General features: G+C 73.4%; 20 protein-coding genes and 1 tRNA gene. 4 read left to right on the forward strand and 17 right to left on the reverse strand.

Annotated elements, in window-relative coordinates; translation table 11 throughout:
* Position 1: 1 nt before the first annotated feature.
* The 15 genes from glyA to ABT295_RS07005 form a co-directional block, all read right to left on the reverse strand.
* On the reverse strand, positions 2-1,282 hold the full coding sequence (glyA, locus tag ABT295_RS06935) for a serine hydroxymethyltransferase (RefSeq protein WP_352393665.1): 1,281 nt from the start codon (positions 1,280-1,282) through the stop codon (positions 2-4).
* A gap of 48 nt (positions 1,283-1,330) precedes the next feature.
* Positions 1,331-2,164, reverse strand: coding sequence for an L-threonylcarbamoyladenylate synthase (locus tag ABT295_RS06940; protein WP_352393666.1), 834 nt, complete (start codon positions 2,162-2,164; stop codon positions 1,331-1,333).
* Positions 2,165-2,211: 47 nt separating this feature from the next.
* Positions 2,212-3,099, reverse strand: coding sequence for a peptide chain release factor N(5)-glutamine methyltransferase (prmC, locus tag ABT295_RS06945; RefSeq protein WP_352393667.1), 888 nt, complete (start codon positions 3,097-3,099; stop codon positions 2,212-2,214).
* Complete coding sequence (prfA, locus tag ABT295_RS06950; protein WP_352393668.1) at positions 3,096-4,181, reverse strand: peptide chain release factor 1; 1,086 nt, start codon at positions 4,179-4,181, stop codon at positions 3,096-3,098. The genes prmC and prfA overlap by 4 nt, the downstream gene beginning before the upstream one ends.
* Before the next feature lie 98 nt (positions 4,182-4,279).
* Positions 4,280-4,495 (reverse strand): 50S ribosomal protein L31, encoded by a 216-nt coding sequence (gene rpmE / locus ABT295_RS06955; RefSeq protein ID WP_141818918.1) that lies wholly within the window; start codon positions 4,493-4,495, stop codon positions 4,280-4,282.
* Between the two features lie 193 nt (positions 4,496-4,688).
* Positions 4,689-6,779: a sensor histidine kinase gene (locus ABT295_RS06960; protein ID WP_352393669.1), complete on the reverse strand. Its 2,091-nt coding sequence runs from the start codon at positions 6,777-6,779 to the stop codon at positions 4,689-4,691.
* Complete coding sequence (locus ABT295_RS06965; RefSeq protein ID WP_352393670.1) at positions 6,776-8,224, reverse strand: glycosyltransferase family 2 protein; 1,449 nt, start codon at positions 8,222-8,224, stop codon at positions 6,776-6,778. The genes ABT295_RS06960 and ABT295_RS06965 overlap by 4 nt, the downstream gene beginning before the upstream one ends.
* Positions 8,221-9,276 carry a HEAT repeat domain-containing protein gene (locus tag ABT295_RS06970; protein ID WP_352393671.1) on the reverse strand — a complete coding sequence of 352 codons (1,056 nt, stop codon included), beginning with the start codon at positions 9,274-9,276 and terminating at the stop codon, positions 8,221-8,223. Before ABT295_RS06970 ends, ABT295_RS06965 begins: the two co-directional genes overlap by 4 nt.
* A 16-nt stretch (positions 9,277-9,292) precedes the next feature.
* Positions 9,293-9,688: a response regulator transcription factor gene (locus tag ABT295_RS06975; protein WP_352393672.1), complete on the reverse strand. Its 396-nt coding sequence runs from the start codon at positions 9,686-9,688 to the stop codon at positions 9,293-9,295.
* Between the two features lie 141 nt (positions 9,689-9,829).
* Positions 9,830-11,842, reverse strand: coding sequence for a transcription termination factor Rho (rho, locus tag ABT295_RS06980; RefSeq protein WP_502991133.1), 2,013 nt, complete (start codon positions 11,840-11,842; stop codon positions 9,830-9,832).
* A gap of 272 nt (positions 11,843-12,114) precedes the next feature.
* Positions 12,115-13,101, reverse strand: a complete 987-nt coding sequence (locus tag ABT295_RS06985; RefSeq protein WP_352393674.1) for a homoserine kinase — start codon at positions 13,099-13,101, stop codon at positions 12,115-12,117.
* 4 nt (positions 13,102-13,105) lie between these two features.
* Positions 13,106-14,200, reverse strand: a complete 1,095-nt coding sequence (gene thrC / locus ABT295_RS06990; RefSeq protein WP_352393675.1) for a threonine synthase — start codon at positions 14,198-14,200, stop codon at positions 13,106-13,108.
* Positions 14,200-15,555, reverse strand: coding sequence for a homoserine dehydrogenase (locus tag ABT295_RS06995; RefSeq protein ID WP_502991076.1), 1,356 nt, complete (start codon positions 15,553-15,555; stop codon positions 14,200-14,202). The genes thrC and ABT295_RS06995 overlap by 1 nt, the downstream gene beginning before the upstream one ends.
* A gap of 45 nt (positions 15,556-15,600) precedes the next feature.
* Entirely contained in the window at positions 15,601-17,019 is a 1,419-nt protein-coding gene (gene lysA / locus ABT295_RS07000; RefSeq protein WP_352393677.1) for a diaminopimelate decarboxylase, read from the reverse strand.
* Positions 17,020-17,021: 2 nt separating this feature from the next.
* Positions 17,022-17,819, reverse strand: a complete 798-nt coding sequence (locus ABT295_RS07005) for a DALR anticodon-binding domain-containing protein (RefSeq protein WP_352393678.1) — start codon at positions 17,817-17,819, stop codon at positions 17,022-17,024.
* Between the two features lie 102 nt (positions 17,820-17,921).
* On the opposite strand from ABT295_RS07005, the gene ABT295_RS07010 reads away from it, so the two are divergent.
* Positions 17,922-17,996: transfer RNA gene (locus tag ABT295_RS07010), tRNA-Arg, on the forward strand.
* 102 nt (positions 17,997-18,098) lie between these two features.
* On the forward strand, positions 18,099-18,719 hold the full coding sequence (locus tag ABT295_RS07015; RefSeq protein WP_352393679.1) for an ASCH domain-containing protein: 621 nt from the start codon (positions 18,099-18,101) through the stop codon (positions 18,717-18,719).
* Positions 18,720-18,746: 27 nt separating this feature from the next.
* Here the strand turns inward: ABT295_RS07015 and ABT295_RS07020 are convergent, their stop codons facing one another.
* Both ABT295_RS07020 and ABT295_RS07025 read right to left on the reverse strand, forming a co-directional pair.
* Positions 18,747-19,784, reverse strand: coding sequence for a hemolysin family protein (locus tag ABT295_RS07020; RefSeq protein WP_352393680.1), 1,038 nt, complete (start codon positions 19,782-19,784; stop codon positions 18,747-18,749).
* Positions 19,781-21,184, reverse strand: a complete 1,404-nt coding sequence (locus ABT295_RS07025) for a hemolysin family protein (RefSeq protein ID WP_352393681.1) — start codon at positions 21,182-21,184, stop codon at positions 19,781-19,783. The genes ABT295_RS07020 and ABT295_RS07025 overlap by 4 nt, the downstream gene beginning before the upstream one ends.
* A gap of 173 nt (positions 21,185-21,357) precedes the next feature.
* Between ABT295_RS07025 and ABT295_RS07030 the strand changes: the two genes are divergently transcribed.
* Positions 21,358-22,392 (forward strand): ABC transporter ATP-binding protein, encoded by a 1,035-nt coding sequence (locus ABT295_RS07030; RefSeq protein ID WP_352393682.1) that lies wholly within the window; start codon positions 21,358-21,360, stop codon positions 22,390-22,392.
* Positions 22,389-23,201, forward strand: coding sequence for an ABC transporter permease (locus ABT295_RS07035; RefSeq protein ID WP_352393683.1), 813 nt, complete (start codon positions 22,389-22,391; stop codon positions 23,199-23,201). The genes ABT295_RS07030 and ABT295_RS07035 overlap by 4 nt, the downstream gene beginning before the upstream one ends.
* Positions 23,202-23,376: the final 175 nt, after the last annotated feature.

Below are 23,376 nucleotides of genomic sequence, written 5' to 3' on the forward strand. Positions count from 1 at the left end.
CTCAGCGAGGGTATGCCGGGAAGCGCGTCACGAGGTCGGTGACCCCCGCGCGCACCTCCTTGCTGACGGCGTGGTCGGGGTCGGCGTCGCCACGCGTGACGGCCTGGTGGATGAGCGCGGCGATCTGCTCCATCTCGGGCAGGCCCATGCCCTGCGTCGTCACCGACGGGGTGCCGACGCGGATGCCGGAGGCGATGTTCGGCTTCTGCGGGTCGAAGGGGATCGCGTTCTTGTTGAGCACGATGCCGGCCGCGTCGGCGCGCTCCTCGGCCTCCTTCCCGGTGACCCCGACGCCCTGCAGGTCGAGGAGCGACAGGTGGGTGTCGGTGCCGCCCGTCGTGGGCCGGATGCCGAGCTCGAGCAGGCTCGCCGCGAGCTGCTGGCTGTTGGCGATGACGTCCTTCGCGTACTGCGCGTACTCCGGGCTCGCGGCCTCCTTGAAGTTGACCGCCTTGGCCGCGATGGTGTGCATCTGCGGGCCACCCTGCATCATCGGGAAGATCGCCTTGTCGAGGGCGGCCGCGTGCTCGGCCGTGCAGACGAGGGCGCCGGAGCGCGGACCGCGCAGCACCTTGTGCGTCGTGAACGTCACGACGTCGGCATACGGCACCGGCGACGGGATGGCCTTGCCGGCCACGAGACCGATGAAGTGGGCAGCGTCGACCCAGAGGATCGCGCCGACCTCGTCGGCGATGGCGCGGAACCGGGCGAAGTCGATGAGGCGCGGGATGGCCGAGCCGCCGGCGCAGATGACCTTGGGACGGTGCTCCTTGGCGAGCGCCTCGACCTGGTCGTAGTCGATGTCCTCGGTCGTCGCGTCGACGCCGTAGTGCACGGCGTTGAACCACTTGCCGGAGAAGGAGACCTTCGTGCCGTGCGTCAGGTGCCCGCCCATCGGCAGGGCCATCGCGAGGATCGTGTCGCCGGGCGACATGAACGCGCCGTAGACGGCCTGGTTGGCGCTGGCGCCCGAGTGGGCCTGCACGTTGGCGTGGTCGGCCCCGAAGAGGGCCTTGGCGCGCTCGATGGCGATCGACTCGGCCTTGTCGACCTCCGCGCAGCCGCCGTAGTAGCGGCGGCCGGGGTAGCCCTCGGCGTACTTGTTCGACAGCGTCGACCCGAGCGCCGTGAGCACGGCCGGGGAGCTGATGTTCTCGCTCGCGATGAGCTGCAGACCGCCACGGATGCGGTCGAGCTCCGACAGGAGCACCCCCGCGATGTCGGGGTCGAAGGACTGCAGGGCACCGAAGTCGGAGCCGTAGAACGTCGTGTCGTCAGCCATGGGTGGTCTCCGGGTGGGTCGGGAGTGGGGCGCGAGCGCGAGCCAACTCTATTGCGTGGGGCCCGAGGCGTCGGCGGGGCGCTCCGTGGTGGACAGCTCGTGCGGCTCCTGAGGCGCCTCGTCCTCGGTCGGGGCGTCCGTCGCGTCGGTCGCGTCGTCCGCGTCGTCGGCGTCGTCCGCGTCGTCGGCGTCGTGCGCGTCGTCGGCGGGCTCGGGGGCGGCGCCCGGCTCCGGGGCCTCGAGGACGGGCTCCGGCTCGAGGGCGGCGTCGAGCTCGTCCTGGCCGAGGGCGCCGAGGCGCAGCGTGACCGGGGTCTCGCCCGTGCAGTCGACGATCGTCGAGGGGTCGCCCTCGCCGGCGGGACCGCCGTCGAGGTAGACGGCGACGGCCGCGCCGAGCATGGCCTCCGCCTCGTCGGCCGTGCGCGCGGCCGGGTCGCCCGTCGTGTTGGCGCTCGTGACGGCCATCGGGCCGATGTCGCCGAGCAGCTCGAGGGCCACCTCGTTCGCGGGCACGCGCAGGGCCACGGTGCCGTTCGTCTCGCCGAGGTCCCAGTGCAGCGACGTCTGGGCCTTGAGCACGAGCGTCAGCGGACCGGGCCAGAAGCGCTCCATGAGCCGCTGGGCGTAGTCGGGCACCTGCGTGGCGAGGCCCTGGGCGGTGCGCGCCGTCGGGATGAGCACCGGGGGCGGCATGTCGCGCCCGCGGCCCTTGGCCGCCAGCACCGACGCGACCGCGGTGGCGTCGAAGGCGTCGGCGCCGATGCCGTAGACGGTGTCGGTCGGCAGCACGACGATGTCGCCCCGGCGCACGGCCGCCGCTGCGGCCGAGATGCCCTCGGCGCGGCCGTCGGGATCGGTGCAGTCGTAGCGCTCGCTCACGCGCCCGAGCCTACTGGCCCGCGCCGGGCCGGCCGCCGGGCCCCCTGTCAGCGGGCGCGGCGGGCGGCCGTGACGCGCGGGCGTCCGGAGAGGTCCGGGTGGTCGGTCACGTCGGTCCACTCCCCCGTGCGTCCCAGCCGGCCCGGCAGGCTCTCGCCCTGGGAGTCGGCGTGCTCGAGCAGCACCAGACCGCCGGGGCGCAGCAGTCCGGCCGCGACCCGCGCCGTGGCGAGCGGGATGGCGAGCCCGTCCTCGCTGCCGCCGTAGAGCGCCAGCTCGGGGTCGTGGTCGCGCACCTCGGGGTCGAGCGGCACGGCGCCCGTCGGGATGTAGGGCGGGTTGACGGTCACCACGTCGACCGTGCCGGACCAGTCGGGGAAGCAGGGCCGGGTGGCGTCGCCGGCCACGAGCTCGACGTCGAGGCCGAGCCGGTCGCGGTTCGCGACGGCCCAGGCGAGGGCATCGGTCGACAGCTCGATCCCCCGCACGACGGCCTCGGGCCGCTCGTGCCGGATCGCGAGCGGGATCGCCCCGGAGCCCGAGCACAGGTCGACGACCCGCACGGGCGCGTCGGGGCGCGCGGCCGCCACGCGGTCGACCTCGGCGAGCGCGAGGTCGACGAGCACCTCGGTCTCGGGGCGCGGCACGAAGACGCCCGGGCCCACCGACAGCGTGAGGTGGCGGAAGTGTGCCCGGCCGGTGAGGTGCTGGAGCGGCACGCGACGCGCGCGCTCGTCGACGAGCCCGGCATACCGGCTCGGGAGCGTGCGGCCGCCGAGCACGAGCAGCCGGCGCACCTCGCCCACCTCGACGCCGAGCACGAACGCGGCGAGCTCCACCGCGTCGACGTCGGCGGAGGCGACCCCGGCCTCGCGCAGGCGCGCCGTCGCCGCCCAGATGCCGTCACGCAGGTCGGTCGCGGACGGTTCGCTCACGCGGGGGACCCGCCGGCGAGCGCCGCGAGCTTGGCCGCCTCGTCCGCGTCGAGCGCCGACCGGACCACGGGGTCGAGGTCGCCGTCGAGCACGGCGTCGAGGTTGTAGGACTTGTAGCCCGTGCGGTGGTCGGAGATCCGGTTCTCCGGGAAGTTGTAGGTGCGGATGCGCTCGGAGCGGTCGACCGTGCGCACCTGCGAGCGGCGTGCCGCGCTGGCCTCGGCGTCGGCCTCGTCCTGGGCCATCTGGTGCAGCCGCGCGCGCAGCACGCGCATCGCCGCCTCCTTGTTCTGCAGCTGCGACTTCTCGTTCTGGCACGACACGACGAGCCCCGTCGGCACGTGCGTGATGCGCACGGCCGAGTCGGTCGTGTTGACGCTCTGGCCACCCGGCCCGCTCGAGCGGTAGACGTCGATGCGCAGGTCGTTGGGGTCGATCGTCACCTCGACCTCCTCGGCCTCGGGCATGACGAGCACGCCGGCGGCCGAGGTGTGGATGCGGCCCTGGCTCTCCGTGACGGGCACCCGCTGCACGCGGTGCACGCCACCCTCGTACTTGAGGCGCGCCCACGGGGCCTCGCCGAGGCCGGGGGTGCCCTTGGCCCTGATCGAGACGCGCACGTCCTTGTAGCCGCCGAGGTCGCTCTCGGTGGCGTCCTCGATCGCGGTGCGCCACCCGCGCTGCTCGGCGTAGCGCAGGTACATCCGCAGCAGGTCGCCGGCGAAGAGGGCCGACTCGTCGCCGCCCTCGCCCGCCTTCACCTCGAGGATGACGTCGCGGTCGTCCTCCGGGTCGCGGGGCACGAGCATCCGGCGCAGGTGCTCCTCGGCCTGCGCGAGGCGGGCCTCGAGCGCCGGCACCTCCTCGGCGAACGCCGCGTCCTCGAGGGCCAGCTCGCGCGCGGCCGCGAGGTCGTCGCCGGCCGCCGTCCACTCGCGCGCGGCGGCGACGGTGGGCGCGAGCGCGGCATACCTCTTGTTGAGGGTGCGCACGAGGTCCTGGTCGCCGTGGACGGCGGGGTCGGCCAGCCGGGTCTCGAGGTCGGCGTACTCGTCGAGGATGGACTGCACGGATTCGAGCACGGGTGGCCCTTCGCTGGTGGGGCGGTACGCGGGAGCGTCGCGATACGACGAACGCCGGCCCCCTCGACCGAAGTCGTGGGGGCCGGCGTGCGGGAGACCTACTTGGCGGCCTTCTTGCCGTACCGGGCCTCGAACCGGGCCACGCGGCCACCGGTGTCGAGGATCTTCTGCTTGCCGGTGTAGAACGGGTGGCACTGCGAGCACACGTCGGCAGAGATCTTGCCGGACGTCTCGGTGCTGCGAGTGGTGAACGTCGAGCCACAGGTGCAGGTGACCGTGGTCTCGACGTAGGCGGGGTGAAGGTCCTTCTTCAACGTCGTCTCCTTGAGGTGGTGTGGCCGGGTCGGAGTCGTCGCTGCTCGTGCGTGCGAGCTGCTCAGCCGTGAACCGGTCCGAAGGAAGAGTGTGCCAGAGAGGCGCACCTCCTCCCAAACGCACGCCGGGGGCCCCGCATTCCCCGCGGCCGGGGCGCCGCCGCCGGATGCCGTCCGGTGGCCGTGGGTGCCGTCAGGCCGACACCATGGCGGGCTGCGCGACGGGGAGCACCACCTGCATCGTCGTGCCCTCCCCCTCGACCGAGGTGATGACGAGCTCGCCGCCGTGGCCCTCGACGATGGCGCGCACGATGGCGAGGCCGAGGCCCGTGCCGGGGATCGCGGCCGCCGTCGCGTTGCCGGCGCGGAAGAACCGCTCGGAGAGGCGGGCGAGGTCGGCGGCCGGGATGCCGATGCCGGTGTCCTGCACCGAGATGATCGTCGAGTCGCCCGAGCGCTCGGCCGAGAGCACGACGTCGCCGCCCTTGCGGGTGAACTTCACGGCGTTGGAGCCCAGGTTGATCAGGGCGCGCTCGACCTGCCCGCGGTCGACCTTCACGACGAGGTCGTCCGGCACGTCGGTGCAGAGCAGGTGCACGCCCCCGCTCGCCGCCACGGGCTCCATCGTCTCGGTGACGGTGCGGAGCAGGTCGCGCACGGCCACCTCCTCGGCCATCGCCTGCAGGCCGCTGATCTCAATCTTGTTGAGCACGAGGAGGTCCTCGATGAGGCCGCGCAGGCGGGTCGTGTTGCGCCCGATGATGTCGAGCGCGACGTGCTGGCTCTTGCTGACGTCGCCGAAGTCGCCGTCGACGAGCAGCTCGAGGTAGCCGCTGATCGAGGTGAGCGGGGTGCGCAGCTCGTGGCTCACCGTCGCCATGAAGTCGGTCTTCTGGCGGTCGAGCTCGGTGAGGCGGCGCACCTGCTCGTCCTGCATCTGCGAGAGCCGCAGCGCGACGATGGACTGCGCCGCGATGGCCGCGCACTGCTGGGCGGCCTGGATCTCGTGGCGGTGCCAGCGGCGGGGCGCGTTGACCATCATGACGCAGAGGATGCCGAGGCCGCGGCCACCCGTGCCGAGCGGCAGCATGAGCAGCGACCGGGCCCCGGTGGCCCGGTGGAAGGCCCGCGCGCGCTCGTCGTCGAACGCCTCGTGCGAGAGCAGGTCACCGACCCCGAGGAAGCCGATGTCGCGGCGCAGCTCCTCGTTGAGCACGCCGACCTGCTGGGCGAGGGAGCGCGGCAGGGGCGGCAGGTCGGGCAGGTCGTCGGTGTGCCACTGCAGGCGCTCGCCCGTCGCGTGGCCGTCCTCGCTCAGCGTGTAGAGCAGGGCGCGGTCCGCGCCGAGGCCGGCGCCGAGCCGCGCGCACACGCGCTGCAGCGCCTCGTCCACGTCGCCCGCCGAGCGGGCGCCCCGGCCCACGTCGAGCACGAGCTCCTGCATCTCGAGCACCGCGGCCTGCTGGTCGACGAGCCGTGCGTTGGCGCGGGTCAGGTCGTTGAAGTCGCGGGCGAGCATGCGCACCTCGAGCGCGCCCTCCTCCTGGTTCGCCATCAGCATGACGTCCTCCTCCGCCTGGCGCCGCACGACCTCGCGCAGCCGGGCCAGGGGACGTCCGACCGAGCGGTCCATGCCGAAGCCGGCCGCGACGAGGACGAGCACGATGAGGGCCCCGAGGCCGACGAGCACGACCGAGGTGCTGCCGCTCGCCTCGCGGGAGGCGGCCCGCGCGGCGTCGCGCTGCTCACGCACCCGGTCGCCGAGCGCGCTGTTGCTCGCGAGGAAGCGGTTGTACGCCAGCCGGGCGGACGCCCGGTAGGGCTCGCCGGCGCTGCCACTGCTGTCGTTCGTCGCGGGCGCCCCGAGCGAGGCGGCCGCCGCTCCGAACCACGCGTCGACCGTGGCCTGCTCCTGCTGGAGGTACGTGAGCAGGCGGGCCCGGTCGTCGTCACCGAGCTCGTCGCTCGACAGCGCCGCCTCGGCGCGGTCGAGCTGGGCCCGGACGTCCGGTTCGAGGGTCGCGGGGTCCACCGCGCCGGGCCCGCCTCCGCTCGCCTGGCGCCACGCGGCCTCCGCGCGCGTCATCGACAGGAGCACGGCGTTGTTCGCCTCCACGGCCGGCCCGTAGGCGAGGGTGAGGGCCCGCACGGCCGCCCCCTGCGAGTGGATCGTCGCGATCGAGATGCCGACCCCGACCGGCACGAGCACGATGAGGATGCCGATGAGCACCCGGATCTGGCTGCCGACCGAGCGTTTCGAGAGGGCGGGCAGCCCCGCGGTCACGCGGCGTCCTCGTCGAAACCGGTGCGCGTCATGACGCCCCACACGTGCTTCTTGCCCCGCAGGCTGGCCCACCAGCCCTCGAGGCGCCACACGACCGTCGCCTGGCGGTAGCCGACGTTCTCCAGCACCGAGGCCGCGATGGTCTGCCAGATGGCCCGCCAGCGGTCGTGCTTGTGGAAGGCCCACTCGTCGACGACCATCGCCGCGAGGGTGACGAGCACGGCGTAGCCGTACGCGAGCACGAGGAAGAGCACGGCGAAGGGGATGTTGATGACGCCGAGCAGCAGGGCGAGCGGCACGACGATGATGCCGAAGAGCTCGAGCAGCGGCGCGAGCAGCTCGAAGAGCCAGTAGTACGGCAGGGCGACCCAGCCGACGCGACCGTAGCGCGGGTGGAAGAGCATCGAGCGGTACGCCCAGAGCGTCTCCCACAGCCCGCGGTGCCAGCGCTTGCGCTGCCGGCGCAGGATCCGCGCGCTGACCGGCACCTCCGTCCACGACACCGGCTCCGGCACGAACTCGATGGCGTAGTCGCGCCCCTCGTCGCGCAGCTTCTTGTGGATGCGCATGACGAGCTCGAAGTCCTCGCCGATGGTGTCGGGCTCGAGGCCACCGACCTCGACGACGACGTCACGCCGGAAGAGCCCGAAGGCGCCACTGATGAGGATCAGGCCCCCGAGCCGCGACCAGCCGGTGCGACCGAGCAGGAACGCCCGGAGGTACTCGACGAGCTGGATGCGGGCCAGCCAGTTGCGCGGCATCTCGACGTCGACGATGCGCCCGGAGACGACGCGGCTGCCGTTGACGGGCCGGATCGCACCGCCCGTCGCGACCATCCGCGTCGGGTCGTCGGCGAAGGGACGCGTCACGTGGAGCAGGCCGTCGGGCTCGAGGATCGAGTCGCCGTCGAGCATCGCGACGAGGGGCTCACTGGCGGCGTTGATGCCGAGGTTGAGCGCCTCGGTCTTGCCCGAGTTCTCCTTGCGCACGACGACGAGCCGGGTGCGCCCGTCCCGCGGCACGTAGACGCCGAGGGTCCGGGCCCGCACGGGGATCTCCTGCGGCAGCTCGCGCGGCACCGCGACGAGGTCGAACGCCTCCTCGATCCGGGCGAACGTCGCGTCGGTGCTGCCGTCGTCGATGACGACGACCTCGTGCCGCGGGTAGCGCAGGGTGAGGAAGGACTTGACCGCCGTGACGATGCCCGCCTCCTCGTTGTAGGCGGGCACGAGGAGCGAGACGCCCGGGGCCATGCCGGCCCCCTGCCAGGTCAGCGCGGTGGCACGGCGGCGCTGCTGCGACCGGAACTCGACGTAGGCGAGCACGACGAGCACCAGCAGCGAGGTGTTGATGAGCACGAAGTAGACGATGATCGGCACGCTCGTGACGTCCATGACCCACACGACGGCGGCCCGCAGCCCGTCGACGAAGCCGTCCCAGCTCATGCGGACGCCCGCTGGAGGTCGGCCAGGAGCCGCGCCGTGCGCACGGCCGGCGAGTCCTCGCGGTAGGCGAGGGCCACGCGGCCCAGCGGGCCCAGGGCGATGAGGGCGCCGGCGGCCACCTCGGCGAGACGCGGGTCCGGGTCGTCGAGCAGCTGGGCGAGCGTCGGCACCGACTCCGCGACCCCGAGGTCGGCGAGGGCGGCGGCGCAGGCGCGGCGCAGCGGCAGCGGCTCGGCCGCCGTCGTGTGCCGGCCCAGCACCTCGGCGTCCTCGGTGCGGCCGAGGCGGCCGATCGCCGTGGCGCTCGTCTCGCGCACCGTGAGGTCGGGGTCGTGCGCGAGCATGACGCGCAGCTCCGGCAGCCCGCGGGTGAAGCTGCGCTCGGCGCTCAGGTGCGCCGCCACCATGCGGGTGCGGGCGTGCGGGTCGCGCAGTCCGTCGTGGAGGGCGTCGGCGACCCCGACGCCCATCGACTGGAGCGCCTCCGCCGCCGTGGCCGCGGGCAGACCCCGGTCGGGGATGCCGATCGCGGCGAGCACCGCTCCGGCCGCACTCGGGTCACCGATGAGGCCGAGCGCGTAGGCCGCGCTGTTGCGCACCTCGACCGACTCGTCGCGCAGCAGCTCGACGAGCTGCGGCAGCGACGAGCCGACCCTGGCCAGTCCGAGCAGCTGGGCCGCGCGGGCCCGCCGCACCGGCGAGCGGTTCGTCAGGTCGGCACGGGCCACCTCGACGGCCCCGTGCCCCTCGAGCACCCGGACGAGGTCCTCCGCCGGCACGCCGCGGATCTTCGTCAGGAGCTCGACGATCGTGGCGTCGAGCACGTCGCGCGAGGTGCCGGTCGTCCAGGAGAGCGTCTGGGCGGCCGACCCGTCGTCGTCCTCCCCCGCGGCGACGGTGATGAGCGGGACGCGCAACGGGGCAAGGATCATCTCGTCACGCTGGCGGCGGCTGTGCCGCCTCGCGCGCACGATGACGACGGCGACCACGAGCAGCAGGCAGGCCCCGAAGACCACCACGGTCGCGCCGATGAGCAGCGCCGAGCCGACCATCAGCAGGTCCCGGTCCTCACCGGGCCCGCGCGAGCATGCCGTTGACCCGGTGGAGCAGCTCGCGGGGGCTGAACGGCTTGATGACGTAGTCGTCGGCGCCCACGGCGAAGCCGGTGTCGACGTCGGAGTCGCGCGACTTGGCGCTCAGCAGGAGCACCGGCACGCCGGCGTGGTCGCTCTCGCGGATCTTGCGCAGCACGTCGATGCCCGACAGGCCGGGCATCATCACGTCGAGCACGGCCAGCTGCGGCGGGTCCGCGCAGAAGGCCTCCCAGGCGCTGAGGCCGTCGGGCACTGCCTGCACGGCGAAGCCGGCCTGCGTGAGCTTGAACTCGACGAGGTCGCGGATGTCGGCGTCGTCGTCGGCGACGAGGACGCGGACTGAGCTGGGGTCGCCGGCAGGCACGGACATGGCTCTCCATCGGAACGCAGGGTGTGAGTACGCAGTTTAGGAACAAACCACCCATCTCCGCTATTTCGCCACGGTATGGACGTGCCGAAGGGGGCGGAGCCGGCTGGCTCCGCCCCTTCGGGTGTGATCCGGCGGCCCGGGTCAGGACTCGTCGTCGAGCCTCGCGCTGCTCGTCTGCTGGATCTGCGTGAGGAACTCGTAGTTCGTCTTCGTCTTCTTCAGGCGGTCCATGAGCAGCTCGATCGCCTGCTGCGTGTCGAGGCCGCCGAGGACCCGCCGCAGCTTCCACATGATCTTCAGCTCCTCGCTCGCGAGGAGGATCTCCTCGCGGCGCGTGCCCGAGCTGTTGATGTCGACGGCCGGGAAGATGCGGCGGTTGGCGAGCTCGCGGTTGAGGCGCAGCTCCATGTTGCCGGTGCCCTTGAACTCCTCGAAGATCACCTCGTCCATCTTCGAGCCGGTCTCGACGAGCGCCGTGGCGAGGATGGTCAGCGAGCCGCCGTTCTCGATGTTGCGCGCCGCCCCGAAGAACTTCTTCGGCGGGTACAGCGCGGCCGAGTCGACGCCGCCGGAGAGGATCCGGCCGCTCGGGGGGGCCGACAGGTTGTAGGCCCGGCCCAGCTTGGTGATCGAGTCGAGCAGCACGACGACGTCGTGGCCGAGCTCGACGAGGCGCTTGGCGCGCTCGATGGCGAGCTCCGCGACCGTCGTGTGGTCCTCGGCCGGGCGGTCGAAGGTCGAGGCGATGACCTCACCCTTGACCGCTCGCTGCATGTCGGTCACCTCCTCGGGCCGCTCGTCGACGAGGACGACCATGAGGTGGCACTCGGGGTTGTTCGTCGTGATGGCGTTGGCGAGGGTCTGCATGATCATCGTCTTGCCGGCCTTGGCCGGGGCGACGATAAGGCCGCGCTGGCCCTTGCCGATCGGGGCGACGAGGTCGATGATGCGCGTGGTCAGCACGTTCGGCTCGGTCTCGAGGCGCAGCCGCTGCTGCGGGTAGAGCGGCGTCAGCTTGCCGAACTCGACGCGCTTGGCCGCCTCCTCGGGCGTCGTGCCGTTGACCGTGTCGAGCCGCACGAGTGCGTTGAACTTCTGCCGGCCGACGTTGCCCGACGGCTGCTCGCCGTCGCGGAGCGCCCGCACGGCGCCGGTGACGGCGTCACCCTTGCGCAGGCCGTTCTTCTTGACCATGCCGAGCGGGACGTAGACGTCGTTCGGCCCGGCGAGGTAGCCGGAGGTGCGCACGAAGGCGTAGTTGTCGAGCACGTCGAGGATGCCGCCGACGGGCACGAGCACGTCGTCGTCACCGACCTGGACCTCGGAGTCGTTCCAGTCGCGCCCGCCCTCCTCGCGCCCACGGCCGCGCTTGCGGTCACGGCTGCGCTGGCGGTTGCGGCTGCGCCGGCTGCCGCGCTCGTCGTCGTCGAAGCGCGAGGCGCCCGAGCGGTTCGCGTCGTCCTGGCGGTCGTGCGCCTCGTGCTGCTGGCGCTCGTCCTGACCCCGGTCGTTGGAGCGGTCGTTCGAGCGGTCGTTCGAGCGGTCGTTCTGCTGCCGGTCGCCCTGCTGGCGCTCCTGCTGCCGGTCGCCCTGCTGGCGCTCCTGCTGCCGGTCGCCCTGCTGGCGCTCCTGCTGCCGGTCGCCCTGCTGGCGCTCCTGCTGGCGCTCGCCCTGCGGGCGGTCGGCGCGACGCTCACCCTGCTGGCGCTCGCTCTGCTGGCGGTCCTGCTGGCGGTCCTGCTGGCGCTCGCTCTGCTGGCGGTCCTGCTGGTGGTCGCCGCCGCGCTCCTCGCGACCGTCGTCGCGGCGCTCGGAGCGGCTCGCAGCGCTCTCGGACTCTCCCGCGGGCTCAGCCGCGGGAGCAGCCTCGGCCGGCGCGGCGGTCGCCGCTCCGGCAGCCCGTCCGGCGCGTCGCCGTCCACGGGTGGGAGCACCCTCACGCTCGGGCGCCGGCGCACCGGCCTCCGTGGTCGGGGCGGCAGCCTCGGTGGTCGCCGCGGCGGCCGGGGCGACCTCCGTCCTGGCGGCCGACGGGGCAGACGAGCCGCCCGACTGGCGGGCCTTGATGGCCTCGACGAGATCGCTCTTGCGCATCTTCGCCGTGCCCGTGATGCCCATGGACGTGGCGACGCCCTTGAGCTCGTCCAGCTTCATGGCCGACAGGCCTGAGAGCGGACGCGTGGTGGTTTCTGACACGAAGGATCCTTCCCCCTCGTTTGCGGCCCGGAACGGATCGTCGGGCCGGACTTGGACCAGCGCTGCTGGCCGTCTGGGACCCACGCCGGCGACGAACGCGCCAGAGGCAGGTGTCGACGGCCTCAGCGTGGGGGTGGTGCACCGGCCTGCGATGACGCGGCCTGTGGTGCGCCCTCAAGATACCACCCGGGGGCCACGCGACGTGTGAAGCGGGGCACGGTTTCGGCAGGTCAGGCGACGTGCGCGGTCGCGCCGACGCGAGGTACTCCCGGCGTCAGCCGCTCCCAGCGGTCGGCGAGCGGGCCGGCCACGACGTCGGCCGCCCTCGCCGCCGTCGTGAGCACGAGCACGCTCGGCCCCGCCCCGGAGACGACGGCGGCGTGACCCTGGGCCCGCAGCCGGTCGACGAGCTCCATCGTGTGCGGGTAGGAGGGACGCCGCGCCTCCTGGTGCAGCCAGTCGCGCGTGGCCGCGTGCAGGTGCGAGGGGTCGGCGGTCAGGGCGTGCACGAGCAGGGCGGCCCGGCCCGCGCCTGCCGCGGCCGCCGCGAGCGGGACGGTCGCCGGCAGCACGGCGCGCGCCGTCCGCGTGGCGAGCTGGGTCTCGGGGACGAAGACGACGACCTCCACCTCGGGGTGGGGGTCGATGCGCGCGGTGACGGTGCGCTCGTCGTGGTCGAGGCCGCTCGCGTCGGGCATCCAGCTGACGGTCAGGCCGCCGAACACGCTGGCGGACGCGTTGTCGGGGTGTCCTTCGAGGGTGCTCGCCACGTGGGAGGCCAGGCCGAGGTCCAGCTCGAGGGGACGACCCGGAGCCGGCCACCCGGCATCCCTCCGGTCGTCGAACGACGACGAAAGAGCCTGCGCGGCAATGACGCCCGCGACGATCGCCGTGGCGGAGGAGCCCAGGCCACGACTGTGCGGCACGCCGTTCGAGGCCTCGATGCGCAGACCGGCCGGCGGCTCGACCCCGAGGACGCGCCAGGTGTGCCGCATCGTCGCGTGCACGAGGTGCCGCTCGTCGGTCGGCACCTCCGCGGCGCCCTCACCGGCGACCTCGATGACGAGCCCGGCGGTGGCCGACGTCGTGACGACGTAGTCGTCCCAGAGCCCGAGGGCCAGGCCGATCGAGTCGAAGCCCGGCCCGAGGTTCGCGCTGCTCGCCGGCACCCGCACGTGCACCGACCGGCCCGCGGGGACCACGGGGACCTGGGTCACGGCGTCAGCCCTCGAGACCGAGCGCCTGCGCGGCCGAGAACGCGTCGACGGAGACGCGGGTCGGCACGACCTCTCCCCCGTCGGCGGTGCGCAGGGCCCACTGCGGGTCCTTGAGCCCGTGGCCCGTCACGGTGCACACGATGCGGGCGCCCGACGGGACGAGGCCGGCCGCGTGGCTCGCCAGCAGGCCGGCGACCGAGGCGGCCGAGCCGGGCTCGACGAAGACGCCCTCCTGCGACGAGAGGTAGCGGTGGGCGTCGAGGATCTGCTCGTCGGTGACCGCGTCGATGCGACCGCCCGACTCGTCGCGCGCGGCGAGCGCCTGCTGCCACGACGCCGGGTTGCCGATGCGGATCGCCGTCGCGACGGTCTCGGGGTGGTCGACGGGGTGCCCGAGCACGATCGGCGCGGCGCCGGCGGCCTGGAAGCCCCACATCCGCGGCAGGTGCGTCGCGGGCCCCGCGGGGGCGTCGGTGACCGGCTCGGCGAGGTACTCGCGGTAGCCGCGCCAGTACGCCGTGATGTTGCCGGCGTTGCCGACCGGCAGGCAGTGGATGTCGGGGGCGTCGCCGAGCGCGTCGACGACCTCGAAGCTCGCGGTCTTCTGACCCTCGATGCGCGCCGGGTTGACCGAGTTGACCAACTCGACGGGATAGGCCTCGGCCAGCTTCCGCGCCAGGGTGAGGCAGTCGTCGAAGTTGCCGTCGACCTGCAGCAGCGTCGCCCCGTGCGCGATGGCCTGGCTGAGCTTGCCCATGGCGATCTTGCCGTCCGGCACGAGCACGCCGCACGTCATGCCGGCCTTCGTCGCGTAGGCGGCCGCCGACGCGCTCGTGTTGCCGGTGCTCGCGCAGATGACCGCCTTGGCGCCCTTGCGGGCGGCGACGCTGATGGCCGTGGTCATGCCGCGGTCCTTGAACGAGCCGGTGGGGTTGAGACCCTCGAACTTGAGGTGCACCTCGGCGCCGACCCGCTCGGAGAGCTTCTCGGCGTGGATGAGCGGCGTTCCGCCCTCGTGCAGCGTGACGACCGGCGCCCCCTCGAGCATCGGCAGGCGGTCGGCGTACTCGCGGATGACTCCGCGCCACTGGTGGGCCATCAGGAACCTTCCACGCGCATGACGGAGTTGACGCCACGGACGACGTCGAGCGTGCGCAGTCGCTCGACCGTGGAGGAGAGGGCCGCGTCGCTCGCGGTGTGGGTGACGACGATGAGGTTGGCCCGGGCGGACTCGCCCGCGTCGGCGGGCACGAGCTGCTGGCGCACCGTCTCGATCGACACGTCGTGGTCGGCGAAGGCGGCCGCCACCTGGGCGAGCACGCCCGAGCGGTCCTCCACGTCGAGGCTGATGTGGTACCTCGTCTGCGCGTCGCCCATGGTGAGCACGGGCAGGTCGGCATAGCTCGACTCCCCCGGGCCCAGGCCACCACCGACGCGGTGCCGGGCGACCGCCACGAGGTCGCCGAGCACCGCCGACGCGGTCGGGTCCCCGCCCGCGCCCTTGCCGTAGAACATCAGCTCCCCGGCGGCGTCCGCCTCGACGAAGACGGCGTTGAAGGCCTCGCGGACGCCGGCGAGGGGGTGCGAGCGCGGGATCATCGCCGGGTGCACGCGCACGCTCACCCCGCGCTCGCTGTGCTCGCAGATCGCGAGGAGCTTGACGACGGCGTCCATCTCGCGCGCGGCCGCGATGTCCGAGGCGGTCACCTCGGTGATGCCCTCGCGATAGACGTCGGTGCCCGACACCCGCGTGTGGAAGGCGAGCGAGGCGAGGATGGCCGCCTTGGCGGCCGCGTCGAAGCCCTCGACGTCGGCCGTCGGGTCGGCCTCGGCGTAGCCGAGTGCCTGGGCCTGCTCGACCGCGTCGGCGAAGCCCGCGCCCGTCGTGTCCATCTTGTCGAGGACGTAGTTCGTCGTGCCGTTGACGATGCCGAGCACCCGGCGCACCTCGTCGCCCGCGAGCGACTCGCGCAGGGGGCGCAGCAGCGGGATCGCGCCGGCGACGGCCGCCTCGTAGTAGAGGTCGACGCCGTGGCGGGCGGCCGCGTCGTAGAGGGCCGGGCCGTCCTCGGCGAGCAGCGCCTTGTTCGCGGTGACGACCGAGGCGCCGTGCTCCATGGCCCGCAGGATGAGCGAGCGGGCCGGCTCGATGCCCCCGATCACCTCGACGACGACGTCGGCCCGCGTCACGAGCTCCTCGGCGTCGGTGGTGAACAGCTGCGGGTCGACGCCCAGCGCGGCGCGGTCACGCCCGGCGCGGCGCACGGCGATGCCGACGATCGACAGCGGCGCCCCGACGCGGGCGGCCATGTCGTCGGCGTGCTCGGTGAGCAGCCGCGCGACGGCTCCGCCGACGACCCCCGCCCCGAGCAGGGCGACGCGCAGGGGCTGGCGGTCATTCACGGCGCTGTCCACGTGCGAATCCTGCCGTCTGTCCGGGGAGTGGACGGCCATTGTTTCGCGATCCGGACATCCGTGGCGCAGGATCTGCAGTCGTCATCAGACGTCGAGGGCGAGCAGGTCGTCGATGGTCTCGCGCCGCACGATGACGCGGGCCACGCCGTCGCGCACCGCGACGACGGGTGGACGGGGGGTGTGGTTGTACTGGCTCGACAGCGACCGGCAGTAGGCGCCGGTGCCCGGCACGGCCACGAGGTCGCCCGGCGTCACGTCGGCGGGCAGGAACTCGTCCTTGACGACGATGTCACCGCTCTCGCAGTGCCGGCCGACGACCCGGGCGAGCACGGGGTCGGCCTCCGACGCACGGTTGGCCAGGGTGCACGAGTAGTTGGCGTCGTAGAGCGCCGTGCGCACGTTGTCGCTCATCCCGCCGTCGACCGAGACGTAGACCCGCTCGGCGCCGCCGTCGAGGGCGACCGGCTTGACGGTGCCGACCTCGTAGAGCGTGAACGTCGTGGGCCCGGCGACCGCCCGGCCGGGCTCGATGGAGATGCGCGGCACGGCCACGCCCTCGGCCCGGCACTCGCGCTCGATGATGTCGGCCATGCCGGCGGCGAGGTGCTTCGGCGGCAGGGGGTCGTGCTCGGTCGTGTAGGCGATGCCGAAGCCGCCCCCGAGGTCGAGCTCGGGCAGCTCGACGCCGAGCTCGCGCGCGATCTGCGTGTGCAGCCCGAGGATCCGCCGGGCCGAGACCTCGAAGCCCGAGGTGTCGAAGATCTGCGAGCCGATGTGGCTGTGCAGGCCGAGGAGGCGGAGCGACTCGGGCCTGGCGATGATGCGCCGGGCCGCCTCGAAGGCGTGGCCGCCCGAGAGCGAGAGGCCGAACTTCTGGTCCTCGTGCGCCGTCGCGATGAACTCGTGCGTGTGTGCCTCGACGCCGACGGTGACCCGGATGAGCAGCGGGGCGACGACGCCGAGCTCGCTCGCGACGGCCGCGACCCGCTCGATCTCGTCGAAGGAGTCGACGACGATGCGGCTCACGCCGTGCTCGAGGGCGGCGCGGATCTCGGCCACGCTCTTGTTGTTGCCGTGCAGACCGATCCGCTCCCCCGGCAGCCCGGCGCGCACGGCCACGGCCAGCTCGCCGCCCGAGCACACGTCGAGGTGCAGCCCCTCGTCGTGCACCCACCGCGCCACCTCGGTGCAGAGGAACGCCTTGCCCGCGTAGAACACGTCGGCGCCGCCGCACAGGCCGTCGAACACCTCGGCATACGTCTGCTTGAAATCCCTTGCGCGCGAACGGAAGTCGTTCTCGTCGATGACGTATGCCGGCGTGCCGAACTCGCGCGCCAGCTCGGTGACGGCGACGCCGCCGACGCTGAGCACGCCGTCGTCGCCGCGCGCCACGGACGACGCCCACAGCGAGGGCACGAGGGCGTTGACGTCGACGGGGGTCTGGAGCCACGCGGGGCCGCGATAGCCCTCCGCGTGCAGTGCTCCGGCTTCGTGTGCACGCATGCCTACATCCTCTCGGGGGCCGACGCGCCCACGCGGGCGAGTCCATTGCGCAAGACGACGCGCACCGTGTCGGCGAGGGCGAGCCGCACGGCGTGCTCCGACCGCACGGGCTCGTCCGCGGTGAGCGGTCGCACCGGGTGGTCCCAGTCGTCGGCCAGGGCCGCCAGGTCGGTCACGGCCCGCAGCTGCTGGGTGGGGTCGCCCTCGTGGGTGTGCAGCCGCTGGGGGAGGTCGGCGACCGCGACGAGCAGGTGCCGCTCGGTCACGTGGGTCAGCACCTCGAGCCGGGCCGAGCCGCGACGCTGCACCCCGGCCGCCTCGGCGGTGCGCACGAGCCGGCAGAGTCGGGCGTGCGCGAGCTGCGCGGCGCGCACGGGGTCTCCGGGCGGGCGGCTGCCGGGCGGCTCGGCGAGCTGCTCCGGCCGGGCCGAGGACTCCTCGAGCGCGTAGTCGTCCGGCCGGTCGTGCACGAGGGCGATGACCGCCGCGCGCACGGAGTCCTCGAGCGTGACGGCGAGCAGCCCGCTCGGCGCCACCTCCACGCTCGCGACGGAGCGGTCGAGCGTCAGCCCCTGCGCGAGCACGCGGGCCAGGTCGAGCGGCGCGAGCCGGAGAGCCGGCGCCCACCGCTGCGCGACAGGGGTCACCCAGTCGGCGACGACGCCGGCCGCGCGCAGGTCGGCCGGCCGGAAGAGGGGCCCGTCGGGCGGACCGGCGAGGGCGTCCTCGGGCAGGTCACCGGCCTTGACCGCGCGCTCGACGACCTCGACCAGCAGGGCCCGCAGCTGCTCCGGCGTCATGCCCGCGAGTCTAGGAGCCGGGCGCTCCCCCGCACCCCGGGGGTGATTGAGCGATCGGGCACCACTGCTGCTAATCTCACCGAGCGCACTCACGTGCGAGCCGCCCCCGTAGCTCAGGGGATAGAGCACCGCCCTCCGGAGGCGGGAGCGCAGGTTCGAATCCTGCCGGGGGCACCACGTGACGAAGGCCGGTCGTCGGGCGATGAGCCCGACGACCGGCCTTCGTCGTCGGGTCCTGTCCGTGGCACTCGACTCCCCCGCGTCTGCCACAGTGGCGAGGTGCTCATCTCGAAGCCGGTCGCCGAGGGCATCCGCGCCGGCACCGTCACGCAGGCCTTCCGCCGGTGGGACACGCCCCGCGTCACGGTCGGCGGCACCCAGCTGACCTCCGCCGGACTCGTCCGCTTCGACGCCGTGACCGCCGTGCGCGACCCGGACCGCCTCACCGAGCGCGACGCCCGCAGGGCGGGGCTGCGCGACCTCGCCGCGTTGCAGAAGGCGCTCAGCCCCTCGACCCGCGCACCGTCCGCGCGAGGCGGCCGAGGTGGCGACACCGTCTTCCGTATCCGCCTCAGCTGGGCGGGCGAGGACCCGCGGATCGCCTTGCGCGAGAAGCTCCCCGACGACGACGAGCTGACCGGCCTGCAACGCCGGCTGGACCGGCTCGACGCCCGGCCCACGGGTCCGTGGACGCGCGTGATCCTCGAGTGGATCAGGGACCACCCGCACGTCGTCTCGAAGGAGCTCGCGGCCGAGCGCGGCGTCGAGCTGCTGCCGATGAAGGTCGACATCCGCAAGCTCAAGGCGCTCGGCCTGACGATCAGCCACGACGTCGGCTACGAGCTCTCACCACGGGGCGCGGCCTACCTCGCGTGGCTCGCCGACACCGACCGCGCGTGACGCGGGGCGCCCCGCCGGCACACGCGATCAGCGCTGCGTGCTGTCGGTGACCTCGCCGACGAGCTCCTCGAGCACGTCCTCGAGGAAGACGACGCCGGTCACCTCGCCGTCGTCGTCGATGACGCGCGCGAGGTGCGAGCCGGTCAGCTGCATGGTGGCGAGCACGTCCTCGACCTCGTCGCCCGCGCGGACGGTGGCGAGGCGCCGCACCCGCTTGGGCGGGATCGGCTCGTCGTGCCGCTCGTCGTCGGCGTAGAGCACGTCCTTGAGGTGGAGGTAGCCCGCGATGTCGCCGGCCGCGTCGCGCACCGGGTAGCGGGAGAAGCCCTGCTTGGCCACGAGCCGCTCGATGTCGGAGGGGGTCGCCCCCAGCTGCACCGTCGTGAGGGCGTGCACGTCGAGCGCGACGTCGCGGGCGAGCTTGTCGGAGAACTCGAGGGTCTTGGCCACGAGCCCGTGGCGCTCCTCCTCGATGAGGCCCTCACGGCGCGACTCGCCGACGATGTGGGCCACCTCCTCGACCGTGAACGCCGAGGTGATCTCGTCCTTCGGCTCGACGCCGAAGAGGCGCACGAGGGCCTTGGCCACGGTCTCCATGGCGTGCACGATCGGGCGCAGGGCACGGGAGACGACGTAGAGCGGCGGCACGAGCACGAGGGCGGCCCGGTCGGGCCCGGCGATCGCGAGGTTCTTGGGGATCATCTCGCCGACGACCACGTGCAGGTAGGACACGATGAGCAGCGCGAGCGCGAGCGCCACGCCGCTCGCCCACGCGTCGCCGAGGCCCCACGCGTGGAAGACGGGCTCGAGCAGGTGGTGCAGGGCCGCCTCGGCCAGGGCACCGAGGCCCACCGAGCAGACGGTGATGCCGAGCTGCGCGGTCGCGAGCATCGAGCCGAGCCGTTCGAGGGCGAGCAGGCACGAGGCGGCCCGCTTGCTGCCGGCGTCGGCGAGCGGCTCGAGCGACGAGCGGCGCACGGCCATGGCCGCGAACTCGGCGCCGACGAAGAAGGCGTTGCCGAGGAGCAGCAGCACCGAGACGACGTAGACCCAGCCCCCGCTCACGACCGCTCCCCCGTCGTCACGTTCCGGCGCGCACCGTCCGCCGCCGAGTCCTTCGCCGAGTGCTTCTCCGAGTCCTGCTCCGAGTGCTGCGCCGCCGGCAGGGAGTCCGGGTCCGGCACGAAGCGCAGCCGGTCGACGCGCCGCCCCTCCATGCCGACGACGTGGATGCGCCAGCCCGGCACCTGCACGACGTCGCCGACGACCGGCACCCGGCCGAGGCTCGTCATGACGAAGCCGCCCATCGTCTCGTAGGTCGACCCGTCCGGCACGTCCGCGTCGAACGCGTCGCGCACCTCGTCGGGGCGCCACAGTCCCGGCACGGTCCACGAGCCGTCGACGAGCTCGCGCCCACCCTGGCGGCTGCGGTCGTGCTCGTCGGACACCTCGCCGACGATCTCCTCGACGACGTCCTCGAGCGTCACGATGCCGGAGGTGCCGCCGTACTCGTCGACGACGACGGCCATCTGGAAGCCGCCCTCGCGCAGCTCGCGCAGGAGCGGGTCGAGCCGGATCGTCTCGGGCACGACGAGGCGGTCGGACATCAGGGCCGACACGGGCACGTCCTTGCGGCGCTCGTGCGGCACGGCCATGGCCTTCTTGACGTGCACGACACCGTCGATGTCGTCCCAGTCGTCACCGAGCACCGGGAAGCGGGAGTGGCCGGTGCGCCGCGAGAGCCGCAGCACGTCGTCGGCCGACTCGTCGCGGTGGATGCCCGTGCAGCGCACGCGCGGCGTCATGACGTCGTCGGCGGTGCGCTCCCCGAAGCCGAGCGATCGGGTCAGCATCCGGGCCGTCGTGATGTCGAGGGTGCCGGCCTCGGCCGAGCGCTGGACGAGGCTCGCGAGCTCCTGCGGGGTGCGCGCGCCGGAGAGCTCCTCCTGCGGCTCGATGCCGAGCGTGCGCAGGAAGCCGTTGGCCGAGCCGTTGAGCACGACGATGAGCGGCTTGGCGATGACGGCGAAGACGCGCACGGGCAGCGCGACGACCTTGGCCGTCGCGAGCGGCGCCGAGATGCCGAGGAACTGCGGCAGCAGCTCGCCGAAGACCATCGAGAAGACCGTCGCCAGCACGAGGGCGAGCGCGCTCGAGACCGCCTCGACGGCGCCCGTGCCCAGCCCGAGACCCTCGAGGGGCCCGCTGAGGAGCACGCCTATGGAGGGCTGGGCGAGGTAGCCGACGACGAGGGTGGTGATCGTGATGCCCACCTGCGCGGCCGACAGCTGCGTGGAGAGCTGCTTGAGCGACTGGAGCACGACGCGGGCCCGCGAGTCGCCCTCGTCGATCGCGCGCTGGACCGTGGGCCGGTCGATGGCGACGAGCGAGAACTCGGCGGCGACGAACACGGCGGTCGCCGCCGTCAGCAGGACGGCGCCGAGGACGAGGAGCCACTCGGTCACCGGTGCGCCCGCCGTCCGGCCTCGTGGTCGTGGGAGGAGGTCATGGTGGGCCCACTATAGGGAGCGCGCCGCGGGCCCGGCCGGGTCGCCCGCCGAGGACGTGTGCCGTGTGGTTGAGTTGACGTCACGAGGCCCCTCCCGCTCGGGGAGGGACGAGCGAGGGAGCTTGGGAGATGGGCGCACGACCCGACGTCGCCGGGCACATCGAGGTGCGGGGGCTGACCAAGCGCTTCGGGTCCTTCACGGCCGTCGACGGGCTCGACTTCGACGTCGAGCCCGGCCGCATCACCGGCTTCCTCGGCCCGAACGGCAGCGGCAAGACGACGACCCTGCGCATGCTCCTCGGCCTCGTCCGCGCGAGCGGCGGCACCGCGACCATCGACGGACGCCGCTACGTCGACATCCCGAGCCCGCTCACCGTCGTCGGCTCCGCCCTCGAGGCGACGAACTTCCACCCCGGCCGCACCGGGCGCAACCACCTGCGCGTGCAGGCGGCCGTCGCCGGGGTGCCCGACTCCCGCGTCGACGAGCTGCTCGAGCTCGTCGGCATCCCCGCCGCGGCGCGCAAGCGGGCGGGCGGCTACTCGATGGGCATGCGCCAGCGCCTCGGCCTCGCCGGCGCCCTCCTCGGTGACCCGCGCGTCATCATCCTCGACGAGCCCGCCAACGGCCTCGACCCGGAGGGCATCCGCTGGCTGCGTGGCTTCCTGCGCCACCTCGCCGACGAGGGGCGCACCCTGCTCATCTCGAGCCACATGCTCTCGGAGGTCGAGCAGACGGTCGACGACGTCGTCATCATCGCCAACGGCCGACGGGTGGCCCAGGGCACCGTCGCCGACCTGCGGGGCGACGCGACGGCATACGTGCGCACCTCCGACCCCGAACGGCTCGCCGACGCCCTGCGGCAGCGGGGGCTCACGGTCGTCGCCAGCGGCGCGGGCCTGCGCGTCACGACCGAGGACCTCGCCGTCGTCGGCGACGTCGCGCACGCGAGCGACGTCGCGGTGCACGAGCTGCGGAGCGAACAGACCCACCTCGAGGAGCTCTTCTTCAACCTCACCGAGACCGAGGCGAACCGCAACCGGAACCTCGGGAACGGTGCGCCGACGGCCGGCGCCGACGGGGCCGACGGGGCGTTCGCCGCACCCGCGCCGACCGGTCCGCCCGTCGACCTCCCGCCCCCGAACCGCGAAGGGAGCCGGCCGTGAACCTGTGGACCCGCGCCGTGCGCGCCGAGCTGCGCAAGTTCTTGACCACCCGACTGTGGTGGGGCATGGCGATCGCCGTGCTGGTGAGCGGCGCCGCCTTCGCCCTCCTCTTCGCCTTCGTCTTCACGAGCGCCGCCGTCGAGGGCCCCCAGGGTGCGGGCGCGCCGACCACCGACGGCGCGCTCGCCAAGTCGGTCTTCACCGGCGGCCTGCAGATCGGCTACCTGCTCACCCTCTCGATCGGCGTGCTGACGATCGGGTCGGAGTACCGGCACCAGACGATCACCGCGACCTTCCTGGCCGTGCCGCGCCGGGTGCGCGTCATGACCGCCAAGGTCGCCGCGCTGCTCGTCATCGGCGCCTTCTACGGCGTGCTCTCCCTCGCGGGAGCGGTCGGTGCGGGCTCGATCGCGCTCTCGGCGAAGGGCCACGCCCCCTTCGCGGACGGCACCATCTGGCGCACCCTCGCCCTCTCCCTGCTCGTGCTCGGGCTCTGGGCGCTCATCGGCCTCGGCGCCGGCATCCTCATCCCGAACCAGGTGGCCGCGCTGCTCATCTCGGTCGCCGTCGCCTGGATCGTCGAGCCGGTGCTCGGCCTCGTGCTCGCCCTCACCGACTGGGGCAAGAGCGTCTCGCCCTACCTGCCGAGCCGGGCGACGACGGCGATGCTCGACACGTCGACGGGTGGCTTCGACAACCAGCCCGTCGCCCAGCTCTCCTGGTGGGCCGGCGCCCTCGTGCTGACGGCGTACGCCGTGGCCATGGCCGGTCTCGGCACGTGGCGGACCGTGCGCGCGGACGTCAGCTGACGCGTCCGCTTCGTCCTGTTCCGGGGGTTTCCCGCCGAGAGCGGGCCGGCACCGTGGGCAGGAACTCCGTCCGCGCCGCCGAACGTGACGAACGCCTCCCGACGACGCGGGTTCGACATCCGAGCCCTCGTCCGGTATCGGCACGCGGAGGGCTAGGCTTGACCCCTGTATACGC

The organism is Terrabacter sp. NPDC000476 (assembly GCF_040300125.1).
Taxonomy (GTDB): domain Bacteria; phylum Actinomycetota; class Actinomycetes; order Actinomycetales; family Dermatophilaceae; genus Terrabacter.